This is a genomic window from Bradyrhizobium sp. LTSP857, assembly GCF_000938285.1.
In the GTDB taxonomy this organism is placed as follows: Bacteria; Pseudomonadota; Alphaproteobacteria; order Rhizobiales; family Xanthobacteraceae; genus Bradyrhizobium.
In genome coordinates this window covers 398304-416955 of the sequence record NZ_JYMS01000026.1, presented here as the reverse complement: position 1 = coordinate 416955, position 18652 = coordinate 398304, and the positions used below count along the sequence as shown (strand labels likewise).

Annotated in this window: 24 protein-coding genes; 11 read left to right on the top strand and 13 right to left on the bottom strand. The window is 64.7% G+C overall.

Translation table 11 applies throughout. The features are described from left to right. The first annotated feature begins 1 nt into the window (after position 1). From UP06_RS16090 to UP06_RS16075, 4 genes are read left to right on the top strand one after another with little or no spacing between them, the layout of a single operon-like run. The gene (locus UP06_RS16090; RefSeq protein WP_045003765.1) at positions 2 to 868 is read left to right on the top strand and encodes an AAA family ATPase; all 867 of its coding nucleotides are present in this window, start codon (positions 2 to 4) and stop codon (positions 866 to 868) included. Continuing rightward, complete coding sequence (locus tag UP06_RS16085) at positions 865 to 2073, top strand: vWA domain-containing protein (RefSeq protein ID WP_045003764.1); 1209 nt, start codon at positions 865 to 867, stop codon at positions 2071 to 2073. Before UP06_RS16090 ends, UP06_RS16085 begins: the two co-directional genes overlap by 4 nt. A gap of 11 nt (positions 2074 to 2084) precedes the next feature. Then, complete coding sequence (locus tag UP06_RS16080) at positions 2085 to 2924, top strand: XdhC family protein (protein WP_045003763.1); 840 nt, start codon at positions 2085 to 2087, stop codon at positions 2922 to 2924. A 9-nt stretch (positions 2925 to 2933) separates the two neighbouring features. Next, positions 2934 to 3392 carry an SRPBCC family protein gene (locus UP06_RS16075; protein ID WP_045003762.1) on the top strand — a complete coding sequence of 153 codons (459 nt, stop codon included), beginning with the start codon at positions 2934 to 2936 and terminating at the stop codon, positions 3390 to 3392. A 121-nt stretch (positions 3393 to 3513) separates the two neighbouring features. Here the strand turns inward: UP06_RS16075 and UP06_RS16070 are convergent, their stop codons facing one another. The 8 genes from UP06_RS16070 to UP06_RS16035 form a co-directional block, all read right to left on the bottom strand. Next, positions 3514 to 4548, bottom strand: a complete 1035-nt coding sequence (locus tag UP06_RS16070) for a D-alanine--D-alanine ligase family protein (RefSeq protein ID WP_045003760.1) — start codon at positions 4546 to 4548, stop codon at positions 3514 to 3516. Then, on the bottom strand, positions 4545 to 5573 hold the full coding sequence (locus tag UP06_RS16065; RefSeq protein WP_045003759.1) for a putative zinc-binding metallopeptidase: 1029 nt from the start codon (positions 5571 to 5573) through the stop codon (positions 4545 to 4547). The genes UP06_RS16070 and UP06_RS16065 overlap by 4 nt, the downstream gene beginning before the upstream one ends. Before the next feature lie 140 nt (positions 5574 to 5713). Continuing rightward, positions 5714 to 6667, bottom strand: a complete 954-nt coding sequence (locus tag UP06_RS16060) for a ribose-phosphate pyrophosphokinase (RefSeq protein WP_045004225.1) — start codon at positions 6665 to 6667, stop codon at positions 5714 to 5716. 193 nt (positions 6668 to 6860) lie between these two features. Further along, positions 6861 to 7478 (bottom strand): hypothetical protein, encoded by a 618-nt coding sequence (locus UP06_RS16055; protein ID WP_045003758.1) that lies wholly within the window; start codon positions 7476 to 7478, stop codon positions 6861 to 6863. A gap of 122 nt (positions 7479 to 7600) precedes the next feature. Next, positions 7601 to 8368, bottom strand: coding sequence for a peptidoglycan editing factor PgeF (pgeF, locus tag UP06_RS16050; RefSeq protein WP_045003757.1), 768 nt, complete (start codon positions 8366 to 8368; stop codon positions 7601 to 7603). Then, the gene (locus tag UP06_RS16045) at positions 8365 to 9483 is read right to left on the bottom strand and encodes a class I SAM-dependent methyltransferase (RefSeq protein ID WP_045003755.1); all 1119 of its coding nucleotides are present in this window, start codon (positions 9481 to 9483) and stop codon (positions 8365 to 8367) included. Before UP06_RS16045 ends, pgeF begins: the two co-directional genes overlap by 4 nt. Before the next feature lie 21 nt (positions 9484 to 9504). Then, positions 9505 to 10350, bottom strand: a complete 846-nt coding sequence (gene lgt / locus UP06_RS16040) for a prolipoprotein diacylglyceryl transferase (RefSeq protein ID WP_045003753.1) — start codon at positions 10348 to 10350, stop codon at positions 9505 to 9507. Between the two features lie 6 nt (positions 10351 to 10356). After that, a complete protein-coding gene (locus UP06_RS16035; protein ID WP_045003751.1) occupies positions 10357 to 11088 on the bottom strand; it encodes a dienelactone hydrolase family protein in 732 nt (243 codons plus the stop codon). A gap of 172 nt (positions 11089 to 11260) precedes the next feature. Between UP06_RS16035 and UP06_RS16030 the strand changes: the two genes are divergently transcribed. The 4 genes from UP06_RS16030 (at position 11261) to ychF (ending at position 14270) form a co-directional block, all read left to right on the top strand. Then, positions 11261 to 11515 carry an accessory factor UbiK family protein gene (locus UP06_RS16030; RefSeq protein WP_045003749.1) on the top strand — a complete coding sequence of 85 codons (255 nt, stop codon included), beginning with the start codon at positions 11261 to 11263 and terminating at the stop codon, positions 11513 to 11515. 247 nt (positions 11516 to 11762) lie between these two features. After that, positions 11763 to 12503 carry a 50S ribosomal protein L25/general stress protein Ctc gene (locus UP06_RS16025; protein ID WP_045003747.1) on the top strand — a complete coding sequence of 247 codons (741 nt, stop codon included), beginning with the start codon at positions 11763 to 11765 and terminating at the stop codon, positions 12501 to 12503. 58 nt (positions 12504 to 12561) lie between these two features. Continuing rightward, positions 12562 to 13167, top strand: a complete 606-nt coding sequence (gene pth / locus UP06_RS16020) for an aminoacyl-tRNA hydrolase (protein WP_045003745.1) — start codon at positions 12562 to 12564, stop codon at positions 13165 to 13167. 5 nt (positions 13168 to 13172) lie between these two features. Further along, positions 13173 to 14270, top strand: a complete 1098-nt coding sequence (gene ychF / locus UP06_RS16015) for a redox-regulated ATPase YchF (protein WP_045003744.1) — start codon at positions 13173 to 13175, stop codon at positions 14268 to 14270. An 18-nt stretch (positions 14271 to 14288) separates the two neighbouring features. Here the strand turns inward: ychF and UP06_RS16010 are convergent, their stop codons facing one another. Continuing rightward, the gene (locus UP06_RS16010; protein WP_045003742.1) at positions 14289 to 14585 is read right to left on the bottom strand and encodes a DUF4282 domain-containing protein; all 297 of its coding nucleotides are present in this window, start codon (positions 14583 to 14585) and stop codon (positions 14289 to 14291) included. A 158-nt stretch (positions 14586 to 14743) separates the two neighbouring features. Between UP06_RS16010 and UP06_RS16005 the strand changes: the two genes are divergently transcribed. The 3 genes from UP06_RS16005 to UP06_RS41540 all read left to right on the top strand — a co-directional run bounded on the left by UP06_RS16005 (position 14744) and on the right by UP06_RS41540 (position 16021). Beyond that, a complete protein-coding gene (locus UP06_RS16005) occupies positions 14744 to 15196 on the top strand; it encodes a MaoC family dehydratase (RefSeq protein ID WP_045003740.1) in 453 nt (150 codons plus the stop codon). Further along, positions 15196 to 15675 (top strand): MaoC family dehydratase, encoded by a 480-nt coding sequence (locus UP06_RS16000; protein ID WP_045003738.1) that lies wholly within the window; start codon positions 15196 to 15198, stop codon positions 15673 to 15675. Before UP06_RS16005 ends, UP06_RS16000 begins: the two co-directional genes overlap by 1 nt. Before the next feature lie 199 nt (positions 15676 to 15874). Continuing rightward, positions 15875 to 16021, top strand: a complete 147-nt coding sequence (locus UP06_RS41540) for a hypothetical protein (RefSeq protein WP_045003736.1) — start codon at positions 15875 to 15877, stop codon at positions 16019 to 16021. A gap of 39 nt (positions 16022 to 16060) precedes the next feature. Here UP06_RS41540 and UP06_RS41535 read toward each other — a convergent pair whose 3' ends face one another. The 4 genes from UP06_RS41535 to UP06_RS15980 all read right to left on the bottom strand — a co-directional run bounded on the left by UP06_RS41535 (position 16061) and on the right by UP06_RS15980 (position 18651). Continuing rightward, the gene (locus UP06_RS41535) at positions 16061 to 16198 is read right to left on the bottom strand and encodes a hypothetical protein (RefSeq protein WP_197087272.1); all 138 of its coding nucleotides are present in this window, start codon (positions 16196 to 16198) and stop codon (positions 16061 to 16063) included. Positions 16199 to 16482: 284 nt separating this feature from the next. Then, a complete protein-coding gene (locus UP06_RS15990) occupies positions 16483 to 16902 on the bottom strand; it encodes a hypothetical protein (protein ID WP_045003734.1) in 420 nt (139 codons plus the stop codon). Between the two features lie 172 nt (positions 16903 to 17074). Then, on the bottom strand, positions 17075 to 17989 hold the full coding sequence (locus UP06_RS15985) for a hypothetical protein (RefSeq protein WP_045003732.1): 915 nt from the start codon (positions 17987 to 17989) through the stop codon (positions 17075 to 17077). A 221-nt stretch (positions 17990 to 18210) separates the two neighbouring features. Next, a complete protein-coding gene (locus UP06_RS15980; RefSeq protein WP_045003730.1) occupies positions 18211 to 18651 on the bottom strand; it encodes a nuclear transport factor 2 family protein in 441 nt (146 codons plus the stop codon). Position 18652 lies beyond the last annotated feature (1 nt).

Sequence of the window (18652 nt, the reverse complement as noted above, 5' to 3'; positions counted from 1 at the left end):
GATGAAGGGCCGTGACGAGATCGCGCAAGCTTTGGCCGCGTCGGGATACATCGCCGATGCGGATCTCACGACCGCGATCTCGCTGATGCAATTGCTGCGACGTCCGCTGCTGCTGGAAGGCGAGGCGGGCGTCGGCAAGACGGAGGTCGCGAAAGCACTGGCAAAAGTGCACACGACCGAGCTGATCCGGCTGCAATGCTATGAGGGGCTCGACCAATCCTCCGCGCTTTATGAATGGAATTACCAGCGCCAATTGTTGGCGATCCAGGCGCATCGCGGCACTGACAGTATCGAGGACCAGGTCTTCTCGGAAAAATACCTACTGGAGCGCCCCTTGCTCGCCGCGATCCGCCGCGCACAGGCGCCGGTGCTGTTGATCGACGAGATCGACCGCGCCGACGACGAGTTCGAGGCGTTCCTGCTCGAGCTGTTGTCCGACTTCCAGATCTCGATCCCCGAGCTCGGCACCATTTCCGCCGTCACGATCCCGCATGTGGTGCTGACCTCGAACGGCACGCGCGAGCTCTCCGATGCGCTGCGCCGTCGCTGCCTCTATCACTATGTCGATTATCCCGACGTCGACCGCGAGGCCCGTATCATCCTGGCGCGGATCGCCGGTGCAAGCCAATCGCTGTCGCTCCAGATCGCGCGCATGGTGGAGGGCGTGCGCAAGGAGGAGTTACGAAAAGTCCCGGGCGTCGCTGAGACGCTGGATTGGGCGGCCGCCCTCGTCGGTCTCGACGTTCGTGATCTCCACGACGCGCCCGAGACCGTGCACGAGACGATGGTCTGCCTGCTGAAGACCCACGAAGATCGCGCGCGCGTCACGGGCGAGGTGACCCAGCGCCTGCTCGGGAAGGTCGCATGAGCTGCTGTGGCTCCAGCCCCGGATATGAGGACCTCAACGAGGTCTCCCGCCTCGTCTCCGCGAAGCTTGCGGCCTTTCTCCGCACGCTGCGCGATGCAGGCTTTCGCGTCGGGCTTGCCGAAGGGCAGGATGCGGCGACGCTGATGTCGGCTGGCTATGCGGTACGACCTGGCCTGTTGCGCGCGGCGTTCAAGCATCTGTTTTCGGCGCGCAAGTCCGATTGGGACAAGTTCGACGGACTGTTCGACGCATTCTGGCTCGGCAAGCGCGCACGCTCGCGCTCTCGTACCATCGGCGCGGCCCCGGGCGCCAGCAATCCGTCGCTGAAGAGCTTGCAGGACACGAAAGCAGAGCAGGGTGGCGGTCAATCCGCCACCGACCAGCTTCCGTCTTCGGACGATGCGCCGGACGGGCGCGCCGGCGAGGGCCGCATGGAAGGTGCTTCGCGTGCCGACAATCTCGCTGAGGTCGATTTCCGAAAGCTCGGCGATCCCGACCAGGTCGCGCAGGCCCATGAGGCGGCCGCCCAGCTCGCAAGGGTGATGCGCACGCGGCTGACTCGCCGCGATCTGGCGCGCCGGCGCGGCTACCGGCTCGATCTCAGGCGTACCATCCACCGCAACATCAGCCATGGCGGCGTGCCGATCGCTCTCGTGAAACGGCAACGCAAGGACAAGCCGCTGCGGCTCATCGTGCTGCTCGACGCCTCCGGATCGATGAGCATGTACACCTCGGTGTTCCTGCGCTTCATCCATGGCGTGCTCGACGAGTTCCGCGAAGCCGAGGCGTTTTTGTTTCACACTCGCCTTGCCTATGTCTCCGATGCCATGAAGGAGAAGGACGCCGGCCGCGCGCTCGACCGGCTCTCGATCATGGCACAAGGCGCGGGCGGCGGCACCAGGATCGGCGAGTCCTTACAAGCCTTCAACCGCTGGCATGCCGCGCGGGTGATCCATTCGCGCAGCTGTGTGATGATCGTGTCCGACGGCTACGAGACCGGCGATGCTGCCTTGCTCGGTCGGGAAATGGCCGCGCTGGCGCGGCGCTGCCGCCGCATCGTCTGGCTCAATCCGATGATGGCGTGGGAGGGCTATACGCCTGAAGCCAGGGGCATAAGAGCGGCGCTGCCGCATGTCGATCTCTACGCGCCGGCAAATTCGCTGAACAGCCTGCGCGCGCTCGAACCTTATCTGGCAAAGCTCTAGAGGAGGCACCGATGACCGCTCACGTCGAAGTGCTGGATCTCGTGGCCCAGATGAAAGCCGCAGAGCGTGCCTTTGTGCTCGCGACCGTCGTGCGCACGGTGTCGGTGACCGCGGCCAAGGCCGGTGCAAAGGCGATCATCGCCGCCGACGGCACCATCGTGGCGGGGTGGATCGGCGGCGGCTGCGCCAAGGGCGCGGTGCTCAAGGCGGCGCGCGAGGCGCTCGCCGACGGCGAGCCGCGCATGGTCTCGGTGCAGCCGGAAAACCTGCTGGCCGAGCTCGGCGTCAGCGCGGGCGAGAGCCGCGACGGCATCCGTTTTGTCAGCAACATGTGCCCGAGCAAGGGCACGATGGATATTTTCGTCGAGCCGGTGCTGCCGCATCCCTCGCTCGTCATCCTCGGTGCGAGCCCAGTGGCTCTCTCGCTTGCGGCGCAGGCGCGCACGCTTGGCTACCACGTCACGCTCGCCGCGCCGGCCTCCGATCTCACGGCGCAGCCGGACGCCGATACGATGATCGATGGCTACCAGCTCGGCGATCTCAACGACGCCAAACGCTTCGTCGTGGTGTCCACGCAAGGCAAGGGCGACGAAGCCGCCTTGCGCGCGGCCGTCGCGACCAGGGCCGACTATCACGCTTTCGTCGGAAGCCGCCGCAAGATGGCGTCGCTGCGCGCAAAGCTGATCGCGGAAGGCGCGATAGCTGCTGCGATCGATGATTTCAGGGCGCCCGCCGGGCTCGATCTCGGCGCCATCACCCCGGAGGAGATCGCGATGTCGATCCTCGCCGAGATCACCCAGGAACGGAGACGCGGCCAGCGCGCCGCCAATCAGGCCGCAAGCAGAGAGTGAGAACCGATCATGCAGATGAACGACAGCCAGCGCATCCCGGCATCACGCAATCAGGTGTGGGCCGCGCTGAACGATCCCGATGTGCTGAAGCAGTGCATCCCCGGCTGTCAGTCGCTCGAGGTGACCGGTCCGAACGAGATGACCGCGACCGTGATCTTCAGGGTCGGTCCGGTGAAGGCAACGTTCGGCGGCAGGGTGACGCTGTCTGATCTCGATCCGCCCAACAGTTACCGTATCTCAGGAGAGGGCTCAGGCGGCGTCGCCGGCTTCGCCAAGGGCGGCGCGCTGGTGCGGCTGGAATCCGAGAGTGCCGACGTGACGGTGTTGCATTACGAAGTCGATGCGCAGATCGGCGGCAAGCTCGCGCAGTTGGGAGCGCGGCTGATCAATTCGACCGCGACGAAGCTGGCGGGGGAGTTCTTCAAGTCATTTGCCGACGTGGTGAGCGCGAAGGCCGAGGCGAGCTAGTTGCCGTAGGGTGGGCAAAGCGAAGCGTGCCCACCATTCGGGCAAGTGATGCTGAGAGATGGTGGGCACGGCGCTTCGCTCCTTTGCCCACCCTACGATAGCCACACAAGCCGATCCGCCCTCACCCCAGCGACACGCCCGCCTTGGCCCGGCTGATTCCGAGAGTCAGGATGCGCTGCAGGAGGTCCGGGTATTTGAGCCCGGCATGTTGAGCCGCCGTGGCGAACTCCTGGCTCTTGGCGATCTCGGGGTTGGGGTTGGCTTCGATGAAATACGGCGTGCCGTCGGCGGCAAGACGAAAATCGATGCGCGCGTAGCCGTCGAGTCCAAGTGCCCGGTAGATGCGCTTTGCGGCGCGCTGGATGCGCGCGGTGATTTCGGGCGCGAGGTCCTTCGCCGGCCCGTCGACGATGCCGACCTTCTCCTGATAGTCGGTGTCATGCTTTGCCTTTTCGGTGGCGATGTGCCGCGACCTGCGCCCGCCCATGCTGCCGAATTTCAGCTCCCAAACCGGCAAGACGCGCAGCCGGTTGTTGCCGAGCACGCCGACATAAAGCTCTCTCCCCTCGATGAACTGTTCGGCGATGGCGGCGGATTCGACCCGCTCGTGGATGAAGGCGACGCGCTCCGCCAGCTTTTCGTCGGTGTCGACGATCGATGCCTGAGAGATGCCGAACGAGCCATCCATGTTCAGGCTCTTGACGATCAGCGGCAGCGCAAGGCGCGTCGGGCGTTTCACCTTGCGGCGCATCGGGAAGACGGCGAAGGCCGGCGCCGCGATCCTGCGGTGATGCACCAGCGTCTTGGACAAATCCTTGCCGCGCGCCAGGATCAGGCCACGCGGATTGCACCCGGTATAGGGGACCTTCATCAGTTCGAGATAGCTGGCGATGTGCTGGTCGTAGGCGACGTTGTTGTGGAATTCCTCCAGCAACGTGAAAACAATGTGCGGCTTGAACTCCTCGATCGCCTCGCGCACCGGCTTGATCTCCTCCTGCGCGCCGAGCGGGCGGACATCGTGGCCGGCCGTGCGCAAGGTGCTCACCACGTCGTATTCGGTTTTCCACGTATTGACCTCCTGCGCGGTGTATCCGTCGGAGGAGTCCGGGGGCAGGAAGTCCGGATGCATCAGGACCAGAATACGGAGTCGCCTCATAGCGCGATCCATTTGCGCCGAGACGGGCCAAACAGCGCGTGCATCGTCTTGGCGGTCACAAGGACAGTGAAATCGAGAACGAGCTTCTGTTCGGGGCCGACGGCGCGCAGATCGAGCTCGCGGCAGCGGGAGATCATGTCATCGAGCACGGCATCGAGCGTGAGCTGGTTCTCGCCCGTCCACCGCGCGACCAATTGCCTGATCTGGGCGCGGTGGCGCCTGATCAGGGCCGAGGCCGGCTTTGAGCGGTGATGCCGTGGATCGGCTGAAAACAGCCGGGAGAGGTCGCGGTCGTAGGTCTTCGGCGGCGTGAAGGCGTAGAACGCCTGCTTCTTCTTGTAGTGCTCTTCGAGCGTCTGGCTGAGCCGCCCCAGCGTATCGACACGCTCTCGCGTCGTGATCAGCGGCCGCTTTCCCGCAATCTCGTTCATCAGCTCGTCGACATATTCGAGCTTCTTCAGCGCCGGCCATCCGGCATATCGCGTCCGCCAGTTCGAGCGTGGCCGCAGCCACACCGCAAAGGTCTCGGCGAAATCTTCGTCCGGATGGCTCTGCGCGTACCACAGCCGGAGATGCTGGACGTAACGCCGACTGGCCGGATTTGGCCGGTAGTAGCGCGGATAGTGTTTCGACGACGGGCCGAACAGCTGCTGCCAGCGCCGGCGGCGCTGCAGCTGGTAGCCGTGCTGCATGGCGTGGCCCGCTTCGTGACGGAGGATGGCCATGCATTCGCGCCAGGTTCCGCCCTCGACGTCGAACATCATCTTCTTCTCGAGCTTCATCAGGCGGGGATGAGCGAGATAGAAGGGAATGGCGATGCCGGGCACATCGCCCGGACTGAACCATTCGCTCGAGATCCATGTGTGCGGCCGCAGCCGGATGCCGCGTTCTTCGAGCTCTTCGTGGAGGGTGCTGACACAATCCTCGAGCCAGGTGCCTTCGATCGAAACCCTCAGGCTGCTGAGGCGCTGCTGGAGCAACTGCTCATCCGACAGCTTTTCCCAAGCAAATTTCCGTCGTGGCATCAGGTATCCAGAAGGCAGGGATGACTCGGTATCTGGATGATGTCATGGGCCGCTGCCGGCAACAACCCGCCCTCGGTCGTGAGGGACTTAAGGGACGAGCACCCTCGCCCCGCTTGCGGGGTGAGGCGAAGAAGAAAAATTCAGTCGAACAGGCTCGACACCGATTCTTCCGCAGCGGTGCGTGCGATCGCGTCGGAGATCAGGCTGGCGATCGGCAGCGTGCGGATGTTCGGTGCCTTGGTCACCGCATCCGTCGGCAGGATCGAGTCGGTGATGACGAGCTCTTTCAGCTTCGAGCCGGCGATACGGGCGGCCGCGCCACCGGAGAGCACACCGTGGGTGATGTAGGCGTAGACTTCCTTGGCGCCCTTGGCGATCAGCGCATCGGCCGCGTTCACCAGCGTGCCGCCGGAGTCCACGATGTCGTCGATCAGGATGCAGGTGTAGCCGGCGACGTCGCCGATCACGTTCATGACCTCGGATTCGCCGGCCCTCTCGCGGCGCTTGTCGACGATCGCGAGCGGGGTGTTGATGCGCTTGGCGAGGCCGCGTGCGCGCGCCACGCCGCCGACGTCAGGCGAGATCACCATCGTCTTGGAGAGGTCGAACTTGTCCTTGATGTCGCGCACCATGATGGGCGCTGCGTAGAGATTATCGGTCGGGATGTCGAAGAAGCCCTGGATCTGGCCGGCGTGCAGGTCGAGCGTCATGACGCGGTCGACGCCGGCCTGCGTGATCAGATTGGCGACGAGCTTGGCCGAGATCGGCGTGCGCGAACCCGATTTGCGGTCCTGCCGGGCGTAGCCGAAATAGGGCAGCACCGCGGTGATGCGGCGCGCCGACGAGCGGCGCAGCGCGTCGGTGATGATCAGCAATTCCATCAGATGGTCGTTCGCCGGGAACGAGGTCGACTGGATGATGAAGGCATCCGAACCGCGGACGTTTTCCTGGATCTCGACGAAGATCTCCATGTCGGCGAAGCGCCGTACCACGGCCTTGGTCAGCGGCAGGTCGAGGCCCTGCGCGATGGCCTGGGCGAGAGCCGGATTGGAGTTGCCGGCGACAAGCTTGATGGAGCCGTTCTTGGCCGACATGGACGCTTCCTCCCGCGCTTTGCTGGACACGATGTTCAACATCAGAGACTACCCACTGGAAGCACGGTTACGACGGGCGAGGAAATATCAGGCCGAAGGCCGCACTGGCAACCCGGCATGCTACGTTTTCCCTTCGAAATCCCGAGTCGGGCCAACGGTTTGGCCGGTAGTTGGGCCCGTGGTTTAGCGGGGGTTATTGCTCGGCGTAGCCGAGCGCGGAGGCCTGCATGCCCGGTGCCGGCCCCGCTGGGGTCACGCTCGCCACGGCCGGTCCCCGCAGGCCCGGAACAGAGCCCGGCGCATCTGCCGGCGTCCCGTTGATCATGTTGGAAAGTCCGCTGAATCCGGCCTGGGCGATCCTGCGCAGCACGAGGTCGTCGGCGGCAGCCCAGGGATCACGGCCGCCTTTGGCGGAGGTCGGTTCCTCGCCGGTGAGGCGCAGCGCCCGCTGCTGGTTGGAATCATAGACGTCCCAGACCCAGGCGATCACGGTCTTGCCGCGCACCACCTGGGCGGAGAGGTAGCTGCGCACGCGGTAGGCAGCCGTCCCCTCACGGGAGACGACGGACAGGCTGCGCAGCTTGGATTCGCTGTCGAGCACACCGACCATGCGGTCGAACACCTGTGGCGGCGGCCCGTCGATCGATTCGAAGGCCACCGTCGCCCCGCTGCCGGCGGCCGGCGCCATCGCGTAGGAATTGCTCGCAGCACCTCCGCCGGCGCAGCCGCCAAGCGCGGTCGCAGCCGCCAGCAGCATGACCGCCAGCACGCGCGAACCTGCGCGGCGCAAGATGGATGACGCGTCCCTCATTATGGAGGGCAGCGATATCGTTAAAACGCATTAACGTCTAGGGCGGGGACGACACAGACCCGGGGCATTGCGGGGGCAATGTTTGTGCATCGCCCCGGAATGACACGGCGTTGCCTGTGTGTTCACCCCTCCAGCGCAATCGCGTGGATGTGCCGGCCGTAATCCGGCTCCTTGCGATGCACCGAGCGTCGATAGCTGAAGAAGCGATCGTCGGCATAGGTGTCGAGACCGAGATCGTCGATCATCAGGATGCCGGCGGCCTCCAGCCGTTTGCGGATGAAGCCGGCAAGGTCGAACATGGCGTGGCCTTCGCGGACCGACGGGATGAAGAACATGGCGTTCTCCGCATCCGCCTCGATGAAGCGCGCGACGAACTCGTTGCCGACCTCATAGCTGGCCTGGCGGATCAAGGGGCCGATCGCAGCGATGATGCCACTGCGTGTAGCGCCGAGTTTCTCCATTGCCAGAATCGTGGATTCCAGCACGCCGGTCAGCGCGCCCTTCCAGCCAGCATGGGCGCCGCCGATGACGCGCGCATTGGGGTCGACGAACAGCACCGGACCGCAATCGGCGGTGGAGACGCCGAGCGCGATGCCCGGCGTTTTGGTGACCAGCGCATCGCCCTTCGGCCGCGGCCCGCTCGGCCATGGAGCCTCTGCGACGAGGACGTCGGGCGAATGGATCTGGTGCAGGCTGAGGAAGCGCTCCGGTGCGACACCGACATGCTCGGCCATGCGGCGGCGGTTTTCCGCGACATGGGCCGGATCGTCATTGGAGCCGAGCCCGCCATTGAGCGCAGCATAGACGCCGCTAGAGACACCGCCTTCACGGGTGAAGAAGGAATGGCGCAAACCGGGCACTGCTGAGAGCAGCGACGAAGCAAGCGTCATGACGCGCCTCTAGCCTGTTCGAGATCGCTGAGGCCCGCGAGGCCGGTCAGCCGTGGCTCGGAGATGCCGAGCACCTTGAACATCGAGCCCATGCCGCTGCGCCCCGTATCGGTCAGGCGCTTCAGCGCCACGGAAATGTCGGTGGCGACGTCCGGCGCCGCCTTCTGCATCAGTGCGGCCGCGCGGGTGTCGATGCCGACGCGCTTGAGGAAATCGCCTTGCGTCACCGGCCCGTGCACGAGGGCGCCGACGTCCTCCGCCGCCCGCGCTAGCGCCTGGAAGTCGACATGGGCAGTGACGTCGGCCTGGCCCGGCGCCTTCAGGGGATCGGTGAACGTGTGGCGCGCGATCGCCTGGAAGGTGTCGCCGGCATCGCTGCGCAGATGGCCGTAATCGATGATCAGCGCCGCGCCGTCCTGGTCGCGCACGCGCGTTGCGAGCTTCATGATCTCGGAATCGGGCCGCCATTCGAACACGGCGCCGACGGGCGCCGCGCGCACCAGCGGCGGCAGCAGCACGTCGAAGCGCGGCGTCGGTTCGGAGGCCGCGCCGAACTGAAGCTTGCCATTGGGATCGATTTCGATCACGCGTTCGTGCCAGCCGTTCTCGCGTTTCACCATCTGGTGGATCGGCAGTACGTCGAAATATTCGTTGGCGAGGATGATGCTTGGACCTTCGGGCACGTCGTCGATGCTGTCGTGCCAGGCGATGTTGCGCACGCCCGACAGCGTCGCGCTCTGCCGGTCGCGCAGGATAGGGTTGACCTCGACCAGGTGGATATGAAGCGCCTGGTAGAGCGGCGGCAGCACGCGCAAAGCGCGCAGCGCGTCCGCCATCATGGTGCCGCGGCCGGGGCCGAGCTCGATCAGCCGCAGGAATTGCGGCGAGCCCATCTGCTTCCACACCGACGCGGTCCACAGGCCGAGCAGCTCGCCGAACATCTGGCTGACCTCGGGCGCGGTGGTGAAGTCGCCCTCGCGCCCAAGCGGATCGCGCGAGACGTAATAGCCGTAGCGCGGATGCATCAGGCACAGTTCCATGTACCGCCAGACCGGCATGGGGCCCGAGGATTTGATCAGCGCCTTGATCTCATTCAACAGCGGCGAGTCGGTCACGGACTGCTTTCTCGAAATGAATTAACGAATGGCCTCGATGGGCTTCGGCGCACCGCGCTTGATAGCCCATACAATAAGTATACCGCCGACAATAAGCATCGGGATGGACAACAGCATGCCCATGGTTAATCCGCCCCAGAGGAAGCCGAGCTGCTCGTCTGGTTCGCGGAAATGCTCGCCGGCGATCCGGGTCAGGCCATAGATCAGGATGAAGGCACCGAGGATCATGCCTGGCCGTTTCAGGGCGCCGAAGCGGATCATGATCGCGAGCACGGTGAACAGCAGGATGCCCTCCATGCCGGCTTCATAGAGTTGGCTCGGATGGCGGGGCAGGTGTGTCGGGTCATGGGGGAAGATCATCGCCCAGGGCACGCTCGCATCGGTGGCGCGGCCCCACAATTCGCCGTTGATGAAGTTGGCGATCCGCCCGAGGAACAGCCCGATCGGACCGACCGCAGTGGTGATGTCACCGAGCGACAGGATCGAGATGCGGTTGCGGTAGGCAAACCACATCACCGCAACGACGCATCCGAGAAAGCCACCATGGAACGACATGCCGCCCTCCCACAGCCGGAAGATCGCCGTGGGATGCTCGATGAAGAACGGCAGATTGTAGAACAGCACGTAGCCGGTGCGGCCGCCTAGGATGATGCCCAGCGTGACCCAGAGGATGAAATCGTCGATCTGGAGCAGCGAGATCGGCGCGGGCCCGCCCCACAGCCGCTCGTTCTTCAACAGCGAGCGCGCATAGAGCCAGCCGAGCACGATGCCGCCGATATAAGCGAGCGCATACCAGCGAATGGCGAACGGTCCGATCGCGACCGCGATCGGATTGAAGGAGGGAAAGTCGATCAGCAGAAAGGGCATTGCACGCTAGACGAGGTTGCGGCGATAGAGCGCGAGCAGGCGCTCCCAGTGCCGTTCGGCCGCGTCGCGGTCATAGACCGGACGCTTGGGGAAGGCGAAGCCGTGATGGGTGCCGGGATAGATCTCAACCTCGGCTTTGGCGCCGCTCATGCCCTGCTTGACCTTCTCGATGATCTCCGTGGGCGCATAGATATCGGTCTCGGCGCAGCCGAAATACAGCTCGGCCTTGGTCTTGCCGGCGGCGAGATGCGGGCTGTTGTCCTCGTCGGTTGCCAGCTGCGTTCCGTAGATCGAGGCGGCGGCTTTGACGCGATCGGAAAAATGCGTGGCGGCGTTGACGGCGTAGCGGCCGCTCATGCAGTAGCCGACGGTGCCGATCAGTTTTGTATTCGCAGCGGCCTGGCCCTCGGCATAGGTGAGCAACGCCCTGGTGTCGTCCATGATCATGGGAATGCTGAGCGAGCCCATCAGCGCGAACATGCGCTTGCGCTCCGGCGCGTTCGGATCGGCCGGCAGCGCGCCGAGCTCCATCACGCCGGAGCGGTAATAGAGGTTCGGCAGCATCACGTAATAGCCCGATGTCGCGAGCCGGCGCGCCATGTCGCGCAGCTCCTCGCGGATCGCCGGCGCATCCATGTAGAAGAGAATGACCGGGAAGGGGCCGCCGCGCTCGGGATGAGCGATGAAGGTCGCGGTGTGACCGTCCTTGGTGGGAATTGCGATCTGCTGCTCGATCATGTCTTGCGTTCCGCCTTGTGATTCTTGTTATGCAGGGACGTTGAATACGATTGCAAGGAAACCGGGGCATGACAAGGATAGCTCGGGTCAGCCCTTGAACCGTCTCGTCTGGATTGCCATTGTGCTTTGAGCAGTTCGCGCAAAGTTTATCGGGGACGCCAAGGAGACCGAAATGACCCAGACCACCAACCGGTTTTTCGACGAGATCGGCCGCCTGATGAACGACGCCGCCGGTGCCGCACAGGGCGCCAAGCGCGAGTTCGACACGGTGCTGCGCAACCAGGCCGAAAAATTCCTCCGCGACATGGATCTGGTCAAGCGCGAGGAGTTCGAGGTGGTCAAGGATATGGCCCGCCTGGCGCGTGAGGAGAACGAGGCGCTGAAGGCACGGATCGCGGCGCTGGAGGCCAAACTCGGCGGGGCATGATGGCCCCGTAGCCCGGATGGAGCGCAGCGCAATCCGGGGAGCTGCGCCCGCGGAACCACCCGGATTTCGCTGCGCTCCATCCGGGCTACAGTTCCCACCCGGTAGCCCATTCTCCTTGTCATTTCCGCGTCTTCCGGCTAAAAGCCCGCCACGTCCGCAGCCCCCGCACCCCTGGAGGCTTGCTGCGGCGTGCACCATGGGCCGCGTTGCGGCCCATTAACTTTTGCAAAAACAAGGACTTAACGTTATGGCGACCGTCAAGGAATTGAAGGCGACCGCACGTCCGAAGAGCGGCAAGGGGGCCGCCCGGGCTGAGCGTCGCGCCGGGAAAGTGCCCGGAGTGATCTATGGCAACAAGCAACCCCCGCTCACGATCTCGGTCGATGATCGCGAACTGCGCCAGCGCATCCTCGCCGGCCGGTTCCTGACCACGCTGGTCGACATCGACCTCGACGGCAAGAAGCACCGCGTGATTCCGCGCGACTTCCACCTCGATCCGGTCAAGGACTTCCCGATCCACGTCGACTTCATGCGCCTCGGCGAAGGCGCCACCATCCGCATCAGCGTGCCTCTGCACGTGGTGAAGGCGGAAGGCTCCCCGGGTGTGAAGCGCGGCGGCGCCGTCAACATCGTCGCGCATGCAATCGAGCTCGAATGCGGCGTCGAGAGCATCCCGCAGTACATCGAGGCCGATGTCGGCTCGCTCGAAATCGGTCACTCCCTGCATCTGGCCGACATCAAGCTGCCGGCCGGCGTCAAGGCGCTGACCCGCGAGGACGCGACCCTCGTCACCATCGTACCGCCGTCCGGTTACGCTGAAGAGCTGAAGGCGGCGGCTGCGGCTGCTGCTGGTGGCGCGGCTCCGGTGGCTGGTGCGGCCGCTCCGGCGGCTGGCGCTGCGGCTCCGGCTGCGGGTGCTGCTGCTCCGGCAGCGGCTGCCAAGGCTCCTGCTGCCAAGGCTCCGGCCGGCGGCGACAAGAAGAAGTAATCTCTCAAAGCCGGCGCGCGGTCCCTGACTGCGCGCCGAGCGAGGGGCGCACCGCGTCATGCGACTCTTTGTTGGGCTCGGCAATCCCGGCGCGAAATACGCACGTAACCGGCATAATATCGGCTTCATGGCCGTCGACGAGATCGCGCGGCGTCATGGTTTCGCACCATGGCGCCGTCGTTTTCAGGGCGAGACCTCGGAAGGCACGCTCGGGCCTGAGCGCGTCATCCTGCTCAAGCCGACGACCTACATGAACGACTCCGGCCGCAGCGTTCAGGAGGCGGCGAGCTTCTTCAAGATCGCGCCGGGCGATGTCACTGTGTTCCATGACGAGCTCGAGCTGCCGCCGGGCAAGGTGCGGGTGAAGATCGGCGGCGGCATCGCCGGGCATAACGGCCTGCGCTCGATCTCCGCGCATATCGGCAACGACTACCGCCGGGTGCGGCTCGGCATCGGTCATCCCGGCGTCAAGGAGATGGTGCACGGCCATGTGCTGTCGGACTTCGCCAAGGCCGACAACGACTGGGTGGCGACGCTCTGCGACGCGGTGGCCGAGCACGCGGCACTGATCGCCAAGGGCACGGACGCGACCTTCGCCAACAGGGTGCATCTCGCGATGCAGGCGAAGGGATTTTTGACCAAGGACGACAACGGCAAGGAATAACGCTGGTGGGATTCAAATGCGGGATTGTCGGGTTGCCCAATGTCGGCAAGTCGACCTTGTTCAACGCGCTGACCGAGACGGCCGCGGCGCAGGCGGCGAACTATCCGTTCTGCACCATCGAGCCGAATGTCGGCGAGGTCGCCGTGCCCGATCCGCGGCTCGACAAGCTGTCGGCCATCGCCAAATCGGCGCAGATCATTCCAACCCGGCTGACCTTCGTCGACATCGCGGGCCTGGTGCGCGGTGCCTCCAAGGGTGAAGGCCTCGGCAACCAGTTTCTGGCCAACATCCGCGAGGTCGACGCCATCGCGCATGTCGTGCGATGCTTTGAAGATTCCGACATCACCCATGTCGAGGGCAAGATCGCCCCGCTCGCCGACATCGAGACCATCGAGACCGAGCTGATGCTCGCCGACCTCGACAGCCTCGAGAAGCGCGTCGACAATCTGTCCAAGAAGGCCAAGGGCAACGACAAGGACGCCAAGGAGCAGCTCGACCTCGTCAACCGCACGCTGGTGCTGCTGCGCGAGGGCAAGCCCGCGCGCCTGGTCGAGCGCAAGGCCGAGGAAGAGCGCGCCTTCTCGATGCTCGGCCTGTTGTCGTCAAAGCCCGTGCTCTACGTCTGCAACGTCGAGGAAGGATCGGCCGCCACCGGCAACGGTTTTTCCAAGGCGGTTGAGGAGCAGGCGGCGAAAGAGGGCGCAATCGCCGTCGTGATCTCGGCAAAAATCGAATCCGAGATCGCGACGATCTCGCGTGACGAGCGCACCGACTTCCTGGAGACGCTGGGCCTGGAGGAGGCCGGTCTCGATCGCCTGATCCGCGCCGGCTACACGCTGCTCCAGCTCATCACCTATTTCACGGTGGGGCCGAAGGAGGCGCGCGCCTGGACCATCCATCGCGGCACCAAGGCGCCGGGTGCGGCCGGCGTGATCCACACCGACTTCGAGAAGGGCTTTATCCGCGCCGAGACCATTGCGTATGACGATTACGTCGCGCTCAACGGCGAAGCCGGCGCCCGCGATGCCGGCAAGCTGCGCCTCGAAGGCAAGGAATACGTCGTCGCCGACGGCGACGTGATGCATTTCCGGTTCAATACGTAAGGCGCGGAGAAGGGTGCCTCACCGCACGCCGCCGCCCTGGTCCCTGATCGCGCCGAGATGCTCGTTGATGCGGAACACGATCAGGATCAGCTCCGCGGCGATGCGCGAGAACACGATGCCGACGACGACGCCCGCGATCGATTCCAGCACCACCAGGAAGCCGGCGAACGGGCTGATCGCCATTGCCGTGAGACCTGCAAAGATTCCGGAGAGTCCAAACAGGCAGATCACGCCGATCACCAGCCAGTAGAAGGTCTTGATGATCGTCGGCGTGATGAAGCGGTCCCATTGAAACAGATCGCTGAATGAAAACATCTCTCTCCCCCGGGCAAATCGCGCCGCCGGCCGCGTCAATCCGATGAGGAGGCTGGTCTGGCCCGACTCGCCGAATGTAGCACGAGCCATGCGGGCCGGCGGGTTGAGATTGCCGCAAAGTGCGGCCACAATCTGTCATTCCCACCAGCAATCCAAAGATGACCCTGACCTTCGAAGATTTCCCACCCGGCCGGTTCGGCACGTTCGGCCCGCGCCATGTCACCCCCGACGAGATCCTGGCCTTTGCGGCCGAGTTCGATCCGCAACCGATGCACCTCGACGAGGAGGCTGCCAGCAAGAGCATGCTGCGCGGCCTGTCCGGCTCGGGCTGGCACCTCTGTTCGCTGATGATGCGGATGATGGCCGACGGCTTCATCACTCGCGCTGCATCGCTCGGCTCGCCCGGCGTCGATGAAGTGCGCTGGCTGTCTCCCTTGCGGCCCGGCGACGACCTCACGCTCGACGTCGACGTCGTGGAAGCCCGCACCTCGAAGAGCAGGCCAAGCCTCGGCATCGTCAAGTTCAAATGCACCGTGCGCAACGCCAAGGGCGACGCGCTGTGCGAGATGACCTCGCCGATCCTGATCGAGCGACGCGAGGGAGCGGTCTGATGCCGTTTTTCGAAGAGATCGAGATCGGTCATCGCCGCGAGATCGGCACCTACACCTTCACGGCCGAGTCCATCAAAACGTTCGCCGCAAAGTTCGATCCGCAGCGCTTCCATCTCGACGAGGAGGAAGGCAAGAACTCGCTGTTCGGCGGGCTCGCCGCCTCCGGTTGGCATGTCGGCTCGGCCTGCATGAGCCTGCTCGTCGCGGACGGCCAGCGCCTGGCGCGCGAGGCCGCAGCACGCGGCGAGGAGGTTGCGGTGTGGGGACCGTCGCCGGGCTTTCGCGATCTGCGCTGGATCAAGCCGGTGCTCGCCGGCGACACCGTCGCTTACGCCAATGTCGTCATCGACAGGCGCGCCTCCGGCTCGCGTCCCGGCTGGGGCATCCTGACCGCCCGCACCACCGGCACCAACCAGCGCGGCGAGGAAGTCTATTCCATCACCGCCTCGGCCTTCGTGCCGATGCGGAAGAGCGGTTAGATCTGTTCCAAGATGAACAACTGAAAAGAGCGCGCGAGTGTTGCCCGCGCGCTATGGACGCGATTCGGGGCTGCTGCCATAAGCCTTTTCAAGATGGCCGGCCTGCGAAGCAGTTGGCGGAACCATCGAGTTGCTAACCAATTATGAACCTGTCGCTGTCTATTTGAACGAACTGGGCAGAGTACAGGGGACGAGCACCATGGCAGACCGCGGCGCACTCAAGCTGGTCGGATTTATCTTCGCTACCGCCACGCTGGCTGTGATGCTGGTGGCCGGCATGGTGGTGAAGGGTTATGCCGATGGCGGCTACACCCTGGAAGCCTCGACGATCGACGCGAGCCGTTAAGGGTTCGTTAACTTTTCGGGGTCGGCATCCGGCTTCAGCTCAGCGGCTATAGACGAACGCCAATATCGCGATCGCGACCGCCAGCAATCCGACAAAGCGCAGCATGATCGTGCCGAACTGGTTCGGCGCCGGTCGCATCGGTATCGGGTCCGTGTTGTCGGGCCGAATGCTTTCCATCTGAAAATGTCCCCGGGCCCGCCGTGATGGCTGCGGGCGCTTGGCATTGGTCGCCGGGGAGGAGCGGAGGGTTCAAAAGCGGGGGGGTCCGTTAGGCCGCGCGGTGCGGACCACATCCTCCGCTGTCATGCCCCGCGAAGGCGGGGCATCCAGTAGTCTCGCTGTCTCTGGAATACTGGATCACCCGCTTTCGCGGGTGATGACACCTTCGACGGTCATGCCCCCAGAATCAAAACCGCCGCGCCCCTTTCGGAACGCGGCGGCCGGTGATGCGACGTGTGCGATCAGCTGTTGCGCAGGCCGTCGGCGGCGCGCTTCCACTGGGTGACGTTGTCGGCGATCATGCGGGTCGACTTCATCGCGGCCTGGCTGAGCTGGGCGTAGCCGGAGATCTCGCGCTGGACGCGCTGGCCTTCGGCATGGAGCAGGTCGCGCAGGCTTTCGAGCTCGGAGATCAGATTCTCGATCTCGGCGAGCGAGGTGCCGGCGACGCGCTGGATCAGCGAGTTGACGTTGGTGACGGTGGCTTCCGCGCTCGCATCGAGCGCCGGCTCGGTGGCCGTCGTCGCCGGGCGGCGCAGATAGGCGATGTCGTTGCGGACGAAATCGCGGATGCCGGCTTCGACTTCCGTCACTGCGGCGAGATTGCTGTCGACGGTTTCGGTCTCGGTTGCTTCAACCTTTTCCGGACGAATGGCGTTCATCGGTGTTCCCCTGTTCGCGTTGAGCGCAGCGCGAGTGTCCCCCGCACGACGATGTGTGTCAGGCCGATCCATCAGGGCGTCGGATTTTGACGGCAACTAGGCGGAGATGCGGCAAGGGCGGACCATTCGGGGGCTTTGCCGTGGCGTTTGGTTACAAGTTTCTAAAGAAGATTCACCAGCTCTTCTTGAAGCCCGCGGTCAGGCTCTTGTTGATCGCGCCTTGCGAGGTCTCGCCGACGGAGCCGGAGACGGTGACGTTGTCGAACAGCTTCTGCTCGGCGCCGACCTTGCGCAGCCATTTGTCGTCGGTGGTCGACAGCGTCTGGCCCGCCGTGATGCTGGTGCCGGTGTCGGTGATCTCGACCTTGGCGGACTGCTCGGTCTCGTAGTTGCGGGTGGTGCGGCCGGCGATGCCGGGCAGCGCGGTGGTGCCCTGCTGGTTGACGCTGTAGCCGTTCTGGAGCGTCAGCGACGTGTCGCCCGACAGCGGCACCGATTTGGTCAGCGACGCGCCGATCTTGCTCTGCTCGGAGCCGGGATCGATGCGGCCTTCCACCGCGGTCTTGTCCCACACCGAGCCCGCGCCCGGCGCGGTCGCGGCGGCCCAGGCGCTGCCGGAGGATTGCGGGATATTGCCGCCATTGGCGGCCTTCTGCGCCATCAGCTCCGACATCGTGGTCGGCTCCTTCGCCACCGTCATGTCGGCGCCGATTCGGGCGTCCCAGAACGAGGAGACCGACTGCTTGACCTTCACCGCCGAGGAGCCGTTGGCATTGGCGTTGGACGACCAGTCCATCCCGTCCCTGGCGGCGGCCTGCGCGCGCTTCTTGGCGGAGATGATGTCGTTGAGCGTGCCTGCGTCGATGGCAAGTTGGGCCCAGTCGAGCTTGTCGACGTCGATGCCTTTGAGCACGTCGGGGTCGTTGACGTCGGGGGCGTCCTCCGCCTCTTCGTCAGGCACGGCCGCCGCGGGGGCAGGGGAGAAGGGCGGAATGATCTGCGCCGAGGCTGTCAGCACCGAGCCGAAAATCAACGCGGCCGCCAGTACCGGCAGCCTGGTCCAGCCAAAACCTGTCGAGAATTCCATCGTCCTGCCCGCGAGCCCAGTTCGCGCAGAGGATGCGGAACTATCATTGCGAAATTGTGGCGTTCGTCTCGCCCAGAATAACGAACCAACGGGCCGCGCGAAAGGCGCGCGCCCGATGACGAGCTTCTCCACGACGGCATCCGGCGGGGCTGGAGGCCAGGACAACGTCGCGGAAGCATCAATCGATCGGTCCCGAATTGCGGGGCCCGTTGGTGTCCCCCTCAGCCGACGCTCGTCATCTTTGGCAGATGAATGGCGCGGCCGAGTGCCTGCTCGACCAGATCGAAAGTGTCGACCAGCACACGCATGTTGATGAGCCGGTCCGCCCTGAACTGGGCGAACTGCGCGACCCGCAAGCTAATCGGCTTGTCGGAATCCAGCGCGGTCAGCGAATAGCGCAGCATCGAGGAGGCGGAATCGACGCCCAGCATGATGCTCTCACGCTCGAAGCGGCGGACACGAAAATTGTCGGCCAACTGGCGGATGACGTCGAGCACCGCCCGCTTGCCCTGGCGCGCGCCAAGGAACGGAAACATGTCGATCGGGCCGTAGATCGCCCATTCGACGTCCTCGTCGATCAGGGCCTCGATATCCTCGAAATGCCGGTCGTTGATCGCGCGGTGCAACGCGCGCGAGAAACGCCAGAGGCTGTGCTCTGTCATT

Bases quoted from the DNA above. Each gene is read 5' to 3' on its own strand.
- UP06_RS16005 (WP_045003740.1), top strand. From the start codon at position 14,744: ATGACCCTGACCTTCGAAGATTTCCCACCCGGCCGGTTCGGCACGTTC.
- UP06_RS16090 (WP_045003765.1), top strand. From the start codon at position 2: ATGAAGGGCCGTGACGAGATCGCGCAAGCTTTGGCCGCGTCGGGATAC.
- UP06_RS16010 (WP_045003742.1), bottom strand. From the start codon at position 14,585: ATGTTTTCATTCAGCGATCTGTTTCAATGGGACCGCTTCATCACGCCG.
- lgt (WP_045003753.1), bottom strand. From the start codon at position 10,350: ATGCCCTTTCTGCTGATCGACTTTCCCTCCTTCAATCCGATCGCGGTC.
- UP06_RS16075 (WP_045003762.1), top strand. From the start codon at position 2,934: ATGCAGATGAACGACAGCCAGCGCATCCCGGCATCACGCAATCAGGTG.
- UP06_RS16085 (WP_045003764.1), top strand. From the start codon at position 865: ATGAGCTGCTGTGGCTCCAGCCCCGGATATGAGGACCTCAACGAGGTC.
- UP06_RS16000 (WP_045003738.1), top strand. From the start codon at position 15,196: ATGCCGTTTTTCGAAGAGATCGAGATCGGTCATCGCCGCGAGATCGGC.
- pgeF (WP_045003757.1), bottom strand. From the start codon at position 8,368: ATGACGCTTGCTTCGTCGCTGCTCTCAGCAGTGCCCGGTTTGCGCCAT.
- UP06_RS16025 (WP_045003747.1), top strand. From the start codon at position 11,763: ATGGCGACCGTCAAGGAATTGAAGGCGACCGCACGTCCGAAGAGCGGC.
- UP06_RS15990 (WP_045003734.1), bottom strand. From the start codon at position 16,902: ATGAACGCCATTCGTCCGGAAAAGGTTGAAGCAACCGAGACCGAAACC.
- UP06_RS16065 (WP_045003759.1), bottom strand. From the start codon at position 5,573: ATGCCACGACGGAAATTTGCTTGGGAAAAGCTGTCGGATGAGCAGTTG.
- UP06_RS16070 (WP_045003760.1), bottom strand. From the start codon at position 4,548: ATGAGGCGACTCCGTATTCTGGTCCTGATGCATCCGGACTTCCTGCCC.
- UP06_RS16030 (WP_045003749.1), top strand. From the start codon at position 11,261: ATGACCCAGACCACCAACCGGTTTTTCGACGAGATCGGCCGCCTGATG.
- UP06_RS16080 (WP_045003763.1), top strand. From the start codon at position 2,085: ATGACCGCTCACGTCGAAGTGCTGGATCTCGTGGCCCAGATGAAAGCC.
- UP06_RS41540 (WP_045003736.1), top strand. From the start codon at position 15,875: ATGGCAGACCGCGGCGCACTCAAGCTGGTCGGATTTATCTTCGCTACC.
- UP06_RS41535 (WP_197087272.1), bottom strand. From the start codon at position 16,198: ATGGAAAGCATTCGGCCCGACAACACGGACCCGATACCGATGCGACCG.
- UP06_RS16035 (WP_045003751.1), bottom strand. From the start codon at position 11,088: ATGATCGAGCAGCAGATCGCAATTCCCACCAAGGACGGTCACACCGCG.
- UP06_RS16060 (WP_045004225.1), bottom strand. From the start codon at position 6,667: ATGTCGGCCAAGAACGGCTCCATCAAGCTTGTCGCCGGCAACTCCAAT.
- UP06_RS16055 (WP_045003758.1), bottom strand. From the start codon at position 7,478: ATGAGGGACGCGTCATCCATCTTGCGCCGCGCAGGTTCGCGCGTGCTG.
- UP06_RS15980 (WP_045003730.1), bottom strand. From the start codon at position 18,651: ATGACAGAGCACAGCCTCTGGCGTTTCTCGCGCGCGTTGCACCGCGCG.
- UP06_RS15985 (WP_045003732.1), bottom strand. From the start codon at position 17,989: ATGGAATTCTCGACAGGTTTTGGCTGGACCAGGCTGCCGGTACTGGCG.
- pth (WP_045003745.1), top strand. From the start codon at position 12,562: ATGCGACTCTTTGTTGGGCTCGGCAATCCCGGCGCGAAATACGCACGT.